General features: G+C 52.1%; 7 protein-coding genes. 2 read left to right on the top strand and 5 right to left on the bottom strand.

Features of this window, described 5'->3' with window-relative positions:
- Positions 1-10 precede the first annotated feature (10 nt).
- A complete protein-coding gene (locus C7W93_RS16475) occupies positions 11-1198 on the top strand; it encodes a phosphoglycerate kinase (RefSeq protein WP_108441373.1) in 1188 nt (395 codons plus the stop codon).
- 289 nt (positions 1199-1487) lie between these two features.
- Positions 1488-2552: a class II fructose-bisphosphate aldolase gene (gene fba, locus C7W93_RS16470; RefSeq protein ID WP_108441372.1), complete on the top strand. Its 1065-nt coding sequence runs from the start codon at positions 1488-1490 to the stop codon at positions 2550-2552.
- Positions 2553-2647: 95 nt separating this feature from the next.
- On the opposite strand, the gene C7W93_RS16465 is transcribed toward fba, so the two are convergent.
- The 5 genes from C7W93_RS16465 to C7W93_RS16445 form a co-directional block, all read right to left on the bottom strand.
- Positions 2648-5329, bottom strand: coding sequence for an EAL domain-containing protein (locus C7W93_RS16465; protein ID WP_108441371.1), 2682 nt, complete (start codon positions 5327-5329; stop codon positions 2648-2650).
- Between the two features lie 1020 nt (positions 5330-6349).
- The gene (pelG, locus tag C7W93_RS16460) at positions 6350-7729 is read right to left on the bottom strand and encodes an exopolysaccharide Pel transporter PelG (protein WP_108441370.1); all 1380 of its coding nucleotides are present in this window, start codon (positions 7727-7729) and stop codon (positions 6350-6352) included.
- Positions 7729-9339 (bottom strand): GT4 family glycosyltransferase PelF, encoded by a 1611-nt coding sequence (gene pelF, locus C7W93_RS16455; protein WP_108441369.1) that lies wholly within the window; start codon positions 9337-9339, stop codon positions 7729-7731. The genes pelG and pelF overlap by 1 nt, the downstream gene beginning before the upstream one ends.
- The gene (locus C7W93_RS16450; protein WP_108441368.1) at positions 9336-10337 is read right to left on the bottom strand and encodes a lipopolysaccharide N-acetylglucosaminyl transferase; all 1002 of its coding nucleotides are present in this window, start codon (positions 10335-10337) and stop codon (positions 9336-9338) included. Before C7W93_RS16450 ends, pelF begins: the two co-directional genes overlap by 4 nt.
- Positions 10330-11787 (bottom strand): PelD GGDEF domain-containing protein, encoded by a 1458-nt coding sequence (locus C7W93_RS16445; RefSeq protein WP_108441367.1) that lies wholly within the window; start codon positions 11785-11787, stop codon positions 10330-10332. Before C7W93_RS16445 ends, C7W93_RS16450 begins: the two co-directional genes overlap by 8 nt.
- Between the last annotated feature and the right edge of the window lie 64 nt (positions 11788-11851).

Below are 11851 nucleotides of genomic sequence, written 5' to 3'. Positions count from 1 at the left end.
GAATACCACCATGCAATTTAAAAAACTGACCGATTTTTCCGCCGCCCAATTGCTAGGGCAACGGGTTTTTATCCGTGCCGATTTGAATGTGCCGATTGATGATGCGGGGAATATTACCGACGATACGCGGATTCGGGCGGCGTTGGCGGGTGTGCGGTTTGCAGCCAAAGCCGGTGCACGGGTGATGGTGACATCGCATCTGGGGCGGCCGACCGAGGGCGAATTGCGCCCGGTGGAGTCGTTGGCGCTGGTGGGGGAATGTCTGAGCAAGCATTTAGGTCAGCCGGTGCGGTTGATAAAAAATTGGGTAGCTGGTGGGTTTGATGTAGCGGATGGTGAGATTGTATTGTTAGAAAATTGTCGCGGCAATGTGGGTGAAAAAACCAATGCCGCTGCCTTAGCAAAGACGATGGCGGCGTTGTGTGACATTTATGTGAATGATGCATTTGGCACCGCGCACCGGGCAGAAGCCAGCACAGAAGGGATCGCGCATCACGCGAAAATTGCCTGTGCGGGGCCGTTGATGGCGGCGGAGTTGGATGCGTTGACGACGGCGTTAGCGAACGCAAAACGTCCGCTGGTGGCGATTGTGGCGGGGTCTAAGGTGTCGACTAAGTTAACTATTCTTGATGCGTTGGCGGAGAAGGTCGATTTGTTGATTGTCGGTGGCGGGATTGCGAATACGTTTTTGTTGGCGCAAGGCACGCCGATTGGGAAGTCGTTGGCAGAGCCGGAGTTGGTGGGCGAGGCGCGGACGATTATCGCCAAGATGCAGGCTCGGGGCGCCGCTGTGCCGCTGCCCACAGATGTGGTTTGCGCTAAGCGGTTTTCGCCGGATGCGGAGGCGACTATTAAGCCGATTGCTGATGTTGACGCGGATGACTTGATTTTTGATATCGGGCCGGAGAGTGCTGCTGCGCTTGCGCGCACGTTGCAGTCGGCGGGAACGATTGTCTGGAATGGGCCGGTTGGGGTGTTTGAGTTTGCGGCGTTTTCGGATGGGACGCGGGTGCTGGCGGAGGCTATCGCCGGGTCGTCGGCTTATTCGATTGCGGGTGGTGGCGATACGGTTGCGGCGATTAACGCGTTTGGAATTGCAGATCGGATTGATTATATTTCCACTGCTGGAGGAGCTTTTTTGGAGTTTTTGGAGGGGAAGCCTTTGCCGGCTGTGGCGGTGCTTAATGTGAGAGGGTAGTTTGACGAGGTTTGTCGGGAAACATGCTTGAGCGCAGCGAGTTGGTTTTTCGACCCAGCAAAAGCCTGAGGCATGCGGGGACCCGAAAGGTAGTGATGTCTGCGGTCGCCTTCTTTTTGGTTGCGTTTTCTGCGGGGGCGCCTAGCTGAAGCAAGAAAAAGTGTCTAGCTGTCTGGCTAGCCTGGATAAAGCCTCCACGGAGAGCCAACCATTTCAAAAACCACCAAACTAAACCAAACAAAACCAATTACCGATTTCGTACTAAAACAGCCCTAAAAGGAGATTGAAAATGGCCCTAGTATCCCTACGTCAATTGCTAGATCACGCAGCAGACCACCAATACGGTCTACCCGCCTTCAACGTCAATAATCTAGAACAAATCCTAGCGATCATGCAAGCAGCAGACGCCTGCGACAGTCCCGTAATCTTGCAAGCCTCAGCAGGTGCCCGCAAATACGCCGGTGAAGCGTTTCTCCGCAAAATGGTAGAAGCCGCAGTAGAAGCCTACCCGCATATTCCAATTTGTATGCATCAAGATCACGGCGGCAGCCCGGCAGTCTGCCAAACCTCCATCCGCTCTGGATTCTCAAGCGTCATGATGGACGGCTCGCTAATGGAAGACATGAAAACCCCTTCATCGTATGAATATAACGTCGAAGTCACCCGCAAAGTAACCGATTTCGCCCACTACATCGGCGTATCGGTAGAAGGTGAATTAGGCTGCCTGGGATCGCTAGAATCCGGCCAGGCTGGCGAAGAAGACGGCTCCGGCGCAGAAGGCATCCTCTCCCACGATCAACTGCTAACCGACCCAGCCCAAGCCGCTGATTTCGTCAAACAAACTGGCGTAGACGCGCTCGCCATCGCCATTGGCACCAGCCACGGTGCCTATAAATTCAGCCGCAAACCAACCGGCGATATTCTGGCTATCAATCGCATCAAAGAAATCCACGCCCGGATTCCAAACACGCATCTGGTCATGCACGGCTCCTCATCCGTCCCACAAGAATGGCTAGACATCATCCGTGAATACGGCGGCGACATGAAAGAAACCTACGGTGTTCCGGTAGAAGAAATCCTGCAAGGTATTAAACACGGCGTGCGTAAAGTCAATATCGACACCGATATCCGCCTCGCAATGACCGGTGCAATGCGCCGCAGCATGGCAAAAAATCCCTCCGAATTTGACCCGCGAAAATTCTTCAAAGATGCCACCGCAGCGGCCAAAGATATCTGCCAGATACGTTTTGAAGCCTTCGGTTCTGCCGGACAAGCATCAAAAATCAAAGTCGTCTCGTTAGACGAGATGGCGCAAGGCTACGCCAAGGGGAAATTCACCGCAGCAGTACGCTGATGGCGTTTTATAAGATGTGTGTGTAATTTGAATTAGAAGAAACGGACCACCGCATTAACATTGATGCAGTAAAAATCGGGTAAAGCCGTGCGGCTTTACCCGATTTTCTTTACATTTCCGACGGCTTCAGGAAACAGAAACCGCTTCCGCATCAGTTTGGCAATGTCATCCGACGGTAACGGCCGTGAGACATAAAATCCCTGTATTTCGTTACAGGATAATTCTTGCAGAATATGCAATTGCTCCAGCGTTTCCACGCCTTCTGCAACGACGGTCATGTTCAACACATGCGCCATCGAAATGATTGCCATGAAAAATACTTCGCCTTCCTTGCCTTTACCAAGTTTGGCGGTAAAAGCCCGATCGACTTTCAAAATATCCAGATCCAGTCGTTGCAATTGCGACAACGACGAATAACCTGTACCAAAATCATCCAACAGCAATTTAACGCCCAGCGCCTTCAACGCGCCAAGTTGTTTAAAGATAGCCTCATCTTCGCCCATCATGCAGGACTCAGTCAGTTCAATTTCGACCATCGAAGGCGAAATCCCATGCCGCCGCATATGCGATGCAAACAGCACCTCAAAGTTGCCTTGATTGAATTGCGGCGACGATACATTGATCGAAACCGGCACCAGTGGCAAGTTGGCTGCCTGCCATTTTGCCAGTTGCGCACAGGCCTTTTCGATCACCATTTCGCCTAGTTTGACGATCAGTCCTGTCTCTTCAGCCATTGGGATAAATTCGTCCGGCGGAATCAGGCCGCGGATCGGATGAATCCAGCGTATCAGCGCCTCCAGACTGCGTAATTCGCCGCTGGCGGCGTCTACCCGTGGCTGGTAATAAAGCACGAACTCATCGGCATCGATGGCGGTACGCAGCGCTTGTTCGTTGCTCAGCCGCACGACCAGATTTTGCGATAGTTGCGGCTGAAAGAATTGATAACTTGCCTTGCCGTTAGCTTTGGCCGCATACATGGCGATATCGGCATGTTTGAGCAGGGTTTCGACATCATCGCCATCTTTTGGAAAAACACTGATGCCGATGGAGGCACAGACCACGTGACTGCTGCGCCCGCCCAGCAAGAAAGGCCGCTTTAATGCGGAAATCACGCGTTCGCTGACACGTTCTACGGCGACGGCGTTTTCGGGATTTTCGAGAATGATGGTGAATTCGTCGCCACCCAGACGTACGACGCTGTCCGATGGTCGGATGACCGAACGCAAGCGGGCAGCGGCGGCTTGCAGCAGTTCATCGCCAGCCGCATGTCCCATCGTGTCATTGACGTTTTTGAAGTCATCCAGATCGACGAATAGCAGCGCCAGTGTGGTCTGGCTGGTGCGGGCACGGTTGATCGCAAACGGCAAGAAATCCATCAGCCAATGGCGGTTGGGCAGGGCGGTCAGAGCGTCTGAATTCGCCATCGCCAGCAGCGCTTGTTCATGCGCTTTGCTTTCGCTGATGTCGCGCAATGTCAGTGCCAGTCCGGCGTTGGAGCGCATCATTTTGCGATGCACCCACAGCATATTCAGCGGACTTTCTGTCGGCACCGGAAAGTCGTCTTCGTAAAAGCTGGCGTCCATCGCGGCGACGTAGGTTTGCAGCAGTTGTTCAAAATAGGACGGGCTGGTGTAAATACTGGACAGTCTGCGCCCCAGCATTTCGCTTTTGGCCCGACCATACAGCGTTGCGCCATATTCATTGCAATCGGCAATCAAAAAGTCGATGACGGTGCCGTCGCGACGGCGTTGGGCGGCGAACATAAAGAAGCCTTCGGTGCCGCCTTCGGATGAAATGCCATAGGCTTCGCGGGCTTGCATTGCCTGATGTTTGCGCCATGCCAGTCGGGATGAGAAGAAGATGCCGATGAGGACAAAAATCATGACGACTAAAATTCGGGCCAATGCGAGGATGTGGTACTCACGGGCGATGGCTTGCAGCGGCAGTATCAGGTCTTCTTCGGATAAGCCTGCGACTGCTACGAGAGGATAGTTTTTTACGCTTCTCCAGGCGACGACGCGTGCTTGATTGTCGATGAATTTTTCTTTAGCGGTGACGCCGATACCATTGTCTGCTTTGAGGACTGGAGGTGTTCTGAATATGGTGGGGTAGGCGCGGATGCTTTCGCCGGTTCGCATGGCGAGGAGGACGCCATCTTTGCTTCTGACGGATAAAAAGCCGCGTTTTCCGAGCGTGGTATCGGCGCTGGTGTTAGCAAAATAGGCTGGTTCGACGGAGACCATGACGATGCCGTCGAAGCTGCCATCGGGGGTGTTTAGTCTGCGTGAAAAACGTACAACAAACTTGCCTGATCCACGTCCGACGGATGGCTTGCTGATCAATAATTGATTGGTGTTATTACTTTTATGCGATAGGAAATAATCGCGGGTTGCCATGCTGTTTTTTGGGCGTTGTAGCGTGGTGGTGACGATATCGCCGTTTTTGTCGATGATTGTGACATATAGCTGGGAACTGACTGGATACAGGCCTGCGCGGAGCTGGTCATCTAGTCTTAGCGTTCCACCGCTTAGCTGCCAGTAGTATTTTAGGTTGAGCGTGATCTGGTCGATTTGCTCGATCGGGCGGGATAATTGTTCTGCGTAGGTGTCGGCAAGTAGCGCTACTTGGGCGATGCCGTTTTTGCGGAGTGTTTGTTTTTGGTCGTTGATTTGCGAGGTGGTTATCTGCCAAATGACGAGAGACAGGAATAGGCCTACAGCCGGCCAGATCAAAATGATATGAAGACAACCGCGCAGGAAGCCAAGGTTTGTGGCCATGTGGCTGAATCGCCTGAACGGTCGAGTAATCAACATCACACGGCTTGCCATGGGTAGAAATTTACTGCTATTCGCATGGACGGATGGCTTTCACTTTGAGACTGTTTGGCAGGAGGCCGATTAAAAATAATTCCACCCAGAAAGATTATCATGTTCGGCATTTTTTTTCTGCGGAATTAATGCTTAATTGGCAATTTCTTTGAAAAAAGTTATGAAATATTTGAGTAAAGAGGGGGATTTGTTGTTGGGCGTTATTTGGTAATTGAAACAGTTAGCTCTCCGTAGGGGGGCTTTCTGGTTTGATGGTTATTGACACGCGATTAGCTCTCCGTGGATGCAAGTCGGGGTGGCCCCCGGACTGGTCCCTTATTAGCACTCGTGTTATTTACCGGCCACGCCGATCAGATTGCAAATTGGCAATTACGATAGGTTATTGACATTTTCTAGAGGGCGCAAAAACATACCGAGCACCGTGGGCACTGACCGTAGCGTCATTGTTGCGTAATCTTGAAACTTGACTCAGCCCTTTGACCGTCCTGCTTGGCTAGATGCTCTTAGGGCGGCTTTGTCATTTCTGAAGGGAATTTTTGAAAACGATTGTCTTGCAGGCGCAGCACCTTTGACGTTGAAGTTGTTTTTGACGTGGTAGCTGCGGTTGTCGTTGAAGTGGCCGTTGAAGTTGACCTATCCCGTCATGGGGCGCTGTCGAATTTTTTAGCTGTCACTCGGAAACAGGCGGGAAACATGTTTGAGCGCAGCGAGTTGGTTTCTCGACTCGCAGGATGGCCAAAAAATGTGAGGACACGAAAGGCGACGTCTTTGCTGTCGTCTTCTTTTTGGTTGCGTTTTCTGCGGGGGCGTCTAGCCGAAGCAAGAACAAAATGACCGGCTGCCGGGCCGCCTCCGGCTTGCATCAACGGAGCACAAACCGTTTCAGCTATAAACCATAAGAATAAATCCATAAGGCTTGTCGGGCTAAACACCCGACAAGCCAATTACGCATCAAATTACCCGCAATCCCTATGCCGATTTCTGCAACATATAAGTCTGATACTCCAACACTTCCAACTTCCGATCCAGCATATAAATACTCGCCATCACCACAATTAACAAGGCCCCGGCAAATCCATACCCGTAATACGTGGGACCCAACTCCAACGTCACCCACGTCATCACATTATTGAGCACCACAAACGCCGCAGTCAGCAACAAAACTTCACGCCGTCGATCAAGATAAAAGAAAATATTCAATACGCCCAAAAAGACCACCTGCAAACTAGCGGCAACCACATCCACATACAGCAGCGGCAGATACAACTCCGAAATCCCTAGTAATCGCAAAATCGGTCCACCCAATGCAAACAACAACAACGCGGCAATCGCCTGAATCTTCATGATTTCATACAGACCGACCCTGATCGTCTGTACCATCAAATTACGCATCTTCTCAATGTGATCCAGCGAACTTCCCTGCCGCACGGCATTATAAAAAGCCTCGTGAAACTCCACAAAATCCGTCTCGATCCGGACCAGAAAAACCGCCATCCCCGGAATAATTCCCAGATACGCCAGAAAAATCGGAATGTCGTAAATCACCGATGCCCGTAACGGCCCGATAACTTGCTGCCCAGTTCCATCCGCATACCAAAATATAAATTTATCCGTCCAAATTCCCAGGTTATACAAAAACCCAATCAACAACAAACTAGGAAATAAATAACGTCGCTGAAATATTTCAAACGATATAAATACCGGACCGCCGTAGGCCCGATAAATCAATAACGATAACCCCGTCAGTAAGGAAATCTGACCAATCACAAAGCCTAAAACCAAGCCTTCAAGCCCCCAATTGGCCAGATACAAAGACGCACCGACCGTCAGGCCGTAGCCGATAAAAAAGGTCCAGACAATCTGCTTGTATTGCTTCATCCCGGTAAGAAAAATCACCGCAATCCAGATGTTGCTGACGACCACAAAACCAATCACCATCAATAAGCGATAGCCTACGGACTGATCCGGAAATAAAAATACCGCCGCCAGCAGCCCGATCAGGCCAGCTACCGCAGTCACCAGCAGCACCACCGCGTGGTAATTGGAAAAAACCAGATCATCGCGATGCTCAAACAGGCGGTCTGAGGTAAAGCGGGTAAACGCCAATTGCATCGGCCCCGTAATGATGAGACTGACCGCAATCAAATATGTGATCGACACCTGAAACTGCGTGACCTGCACGCTGGGAATCACAAACGGCAAGCTCAGAATACCGATCAGCAAAATCCCGACGATCGACAATATCCACGAGCCGGAACTGATTACACCCGCATAGGTGTACGCTCGAAACACCCCAAACAGCGTATTTTGTTTGAGGATTTTTCTGAGTTCAAATCCGATCCCGGCCATTAGCTTGCTCCCGCATTGGCGATGTTGGGCATGTTTGCCATCGGACAAACCAGCTTCGGTTTGCTGGCATCCGTCGCCGCTGGTGGCGTGCTGCTTGCCAACAGGCGCGAATACAACTCTTGATAGGTACTTACCATCAATTCCTGCGTGTAATATTTTTCTACGCGGGCGATTCCGGCGCGTTGTGCTGCATGCCATAGATTGTCGTCGCGCAGCAGTTTTAATGCTTCTGCGGCGAGTGAAATCGGGTCGGCAATCCGCACCACGGCACCGGCGGCACCCAGCGCGGCATCTTCGCCTTCTGCGCCATAAATCAATTGGCGGCAAGAGCCAACATCGGTCGTGACGGATGGCACGCCAGCGGCAAAACCTTCCAGCACGACTAACGGTAATGCTTCGCTGATGGAACTGAGGATCAGGACGCCGCATTTCGGCAATAAATCGTTAATATTTTGATAGCCTAGAAATTTTACTTTTTCTGTCAGCCCAAAACTTTCCACCAGATTTCTACATTCTGAGGCGTATTCTTTGTCTTCGTCTTCCGGCCCGGCGATCCAGCCTTCTGCTTCCGGCATTTCCCGCGTCACGGTCAGCATGGCGCGGATGAAGGTTTTAATATCTTTGATCGGCACCACGCGGCCCATCAGACACAGGACTTTGGGCGGTGTCGCAGGGCGCAGATCGCGCAATTTAGCCAGCCGTGTCAGATCGACGCCGTTGGGGATAGTCATGGTTTTTTTGATGTCCGCGCCGTCCAGAATCTGGCGTTGCCGATTGCCTTCAAACAGCGCCACGATTTGTGTGCTGGCGTCATAACAGACATGGCCGAGAGTTTCAAAAAACCGGACCCACAAATTGCGGAAATAACTGACTTGCGAAATGTCTTTTTCAAACACGCTGCGATTGTCTTGTATCCATTGATTCTGGAACAAATCGATCTTGCGTTCTTTGGTATAAATACCGTGTTCGGACGTGATCAATGGGCGATTGGTTTTGTGATGCAGCAGCGATCCCAAAAAGCCAGCATAGCCGGTGGAGATCGTGTGATACAGCTTTACGTCGATCATGTTATTGGCAATGCGCATCATTTGCCACAGCGGTTTGTGCATCAGCCGCACGGTCCAGAAATAGTCGGTAAACGACGGATCGGTGCAGTATTTGCGATATTGCTCGGTGATGTATTCCCATGACTTGCGGCTGTAGAGGAACTGGCTTTCTGATAAGCCGTCGTCGTCGCCGAACAGGTTCATGCTTTCACGCAAGCCCTTGGTGGCTTCTTCGCGCTTGGCCGGATTGCGCAAAGCTTCGTGCAGACTGGCAACTTTGTCGAATACCGCCGGGTTGCCTTCGCTGGAAACGACCGTCGGCTCGGCATGGAATTCATAGAGGTAATGGACCTCCAGATGCACGACGTTGGGCGGCAGCGCATAGGCCATCTCGCCGTAATCTTCTTCACGGCTGCCGACGAATATGCAAGCGAAAGTGTACTGAGGAAAAGCCTGGATCATTTGATTGACCCAGCTTGATACGCCGCCGCGAACGTAGGGAAAGGTCCCTTCGAGCAGCAGAGCGATATCCGCCGAGGCGGCGCGCGGCAAGGATTTTTTCATGATGTCCAATAGAGCTGGAGTGGTTTTAGGGATGGCAGCATCGACTGATTCCGAAATCCAAGAAAGGCGCTGCGGACATGTTGATAATCGCCGCGCAGATACGCTGCTTCGGCTAAGCGCGGTAGCAGCCGATCATGCGGAAAATGGTAAGTACCGGCCAGTTTTAGAAAACCTTCCGCCAGATCGGGGATGCCACGCATTAGCGCTAAGCGACCGCGCATATACCACAGCGGCGCGATGGTGTGATCAAGTGTGAGGGCGGCGAAGGCGTATTTTTCGGCCTGTTCGGCGGTGTAGCGATAAATATCGTCTTGTACCAGATTCTGATAAATGAGTTCCCAATACAGATCCGCAAGCCGGTGATTGGCGGCGCATAGTTCGGCGTCGTTACTGGCTGCGGCCAATGCCGGGAAAGCGGTATGAATTTGTTGCGTAATTTCTTTTTCTGCGCCATCCAGCATGCCGTAAACCAGCAGCCGGACATCTTCGACCGAGTCGGATAACAGGCCGCGCAAGATTGGGCTGGCGGTACGTTTTTGCATGGCTTGAATAGCGACTAACGCTGCCATCCGTTCGGCGACTGGCGCGGCAACGTTTTCCAGTTGTACCCGCAGGCGTGCGCCGCCGCCGTGTTTCACCCGCGATACCAGTTGCGGAACAAATGTTGGCAGAGCGACTTCGCCAATATCTTTCAGTTCGATATTGACCGGGAAGCGGCGCGCCAGCCAGATGCTGGGCAAGCACACCAACAACGCGCCGAAAGGTACGGCTAGCGAAAAAATAAACAGATATGGGCCGGACTTGCGCCATTGCTGTCTATATTTTTTCGGCAATATAAAAAGCGCGATGACGGTAACTATTAAAGCGACAATTCCTTGCAATAGAAAAAGGCTGATTAATACCTGTTCGTCGTTGCCGGTAAAGTAGGAATGCAGAAAGGAAAACAGCCCGTGATTAGTCTGCGCAAGGTCACCTAGCTTGTTGACTGGGTTATCCATGAATCTGCATCCTTGTGACCAGATGCTGTAAGGCATCTTCGCCGTTTTCTGCGCCGACTCTCATCGATTGAACGGTGACTTTTGCTTGTCCAAAATCGGCACCAAAGTTGGCGCGCATGCCTTCTTCCACGCGCAGCAGATAGCCGGATACAGCGTTCGCGCCAGAAAGCGGAATCAGGATAATCAGCACCGTGCTTTTGCCAATTTGCAGCGGCCACGCCATATCCAGCGAACGCAGTCCACGGGTGACATGCGTCGAGAGGATTTCTTGCATGTCATGCTCACCAAAGCGCAGCGCCAGGATATGCGATTCGACGCCGGTTTCTTTCTGCAGGCGGGCAAGACGGACATAGTCGAGCGCGAAATCCTGCGGGCAATCGGGAACCATTTTGAGAATTTGGCGGGTAGCCTGAGCGTGCCGCGCACCGTCGGCGTAATACCCCATCAGCACCAGCAAAAATTGTAAATTCTCATAATTCAGGGATAAAAATGGCATCCGCTTGACGACTAATATACCGATCAAATCGTCGGTGCCGCTAAGGACTGGCACGCACGCAACGTAGTGGGTTTTTTGATCGTCTTGCAGTTCTGCCGATTGCAGATGCACCAGCGTTTTTTTGTCCAGGCACATCTTGAACAAAGGATCATCGTGATTCAATGGGAATGGCTGCCCGACCTTGCCTGAGGCGACTGTGCCGACTCTGCCATTGTTGACGACGTATAACGCCGCTGTTTCGAGCTGGCAGGCATGGGCGGCTAGCTGGACCAACTGCGCTGCGCTCGGCAGGTCGACGGTATGATCGCTGTCGGCTAATACCACGTCACGCAATTGCGAGAGGGTGTCGCGCAAAGTGGTGGGTTTTGCCAGTAAGTCGTTTTCTAACCGTTCGTGCGAAAGACGCAGCAGAAAATGATTTTTGGTGAGCGCACTCAGGCGGTCGCTGAGATAGCCATTGACCACGTTTGAGCGTGCCAGACGGACGGCCCAAATATCGCCGTATTGACCGGCAATAAACACCAGCAAAAAACCGCCGATAAAGAAGTCGCGCGGGAACAACGGTGAGGCGACCGACGGTATCGGACCGAAGCCAGCGTAAAGGAAAAGCCATCCGGCCACCACGACCAATCCGCTCAATACGCCCATCATAGAGCCGTAGCGCAGGGCCAGAATCAGCGGCAAAATCCAGGCATAGGGAAAACTCAGACGCAGCAGCAATGGGTCTTCGGGCGAGAAAGCATAGCCAAGTCCCAGCGCAATCAGCATCAACGCTGCCGATTCGACAATCGCACCTACGCCGGTGATGCCGGGCGCCAGCAAACGACTATAGCGGCTCGGCGTCTTAATGCCGCGCAGATAGCCGGTGTGCTCTTGGTGCGGCGATAGCAGATCCGGATCGTTGGACGCTTCTGGTGTCTGCGGCAGAACCGGTTTGTATTGCGGTGCGTTCATAATTTCCCCTCTTACTGGCAATTCAATGGCAACTATTGCGTGCTAATCACATATTGCTGATCTG

Source organism: Glaciimonas sp. PCH181, assembly GCF_003056055.1.
GTDB lineage: Bacteria > Pseudomonadota > Gammaproteobacteria > Burkholderiales > Burkholderiaceae_D > Glaciimonas.
This window is presented reverse-complemented; position numbering and strand designations above follow the sequence as displayed.

Excerpts from the sequence above, each read along its gene's own strand:
- C7W93_RS16475 (WP_108441373.1), top strand. The coding sequence starts at position 11 with ATGCAATTTAAAAAACTGACCGATTTTTCCGCCGCCCAATTGCTAGGG.
- fba (WP_108441372.1), top strand. The coding sequence starts at position 1,488 with ATGGCCCTAGTATCCCTACGTCAATTGCTAGATCACGCAGCAGACCAC.
- C7W93_RS16465 (WP_108441371.1), bottom strand. The coding sequence starts at position 5,329 with ATGGCCACAAACCTTGGCTTCCTGCGCGGTTGTCTTCATATCATTTTG.
- pelG (WP_108441370.1), bottom strand. The coding sequence starts at position 7,729 with ATGGCCGGGATCGGATTTGAACTCAGAAAAATCCTCAAACAAAATACG.
- pelF (WP_108441369.1), bottom strand. The coding sequence starts at position 9,339 with ATGAAAAAATCCTTGCCGCGCGCCGCCTCGGCGGATATCGCTCTGCTG.
- C7W93_RS16450 (WP_108441368.1), bottom strand. The coding sequence starts at position 10,337 with ATGGATAACCCAGTCAACAAGCTAGGTGACCTTGCGCAGACTAATCAC.
- C7W93_RS16445 (WP_108441367.1), bottom strand. The coding sequence starts at position 11,787 with ATGAACGCACCGCAATACAAACCGGTTCTGCCGCAGACACCAGAAGCG.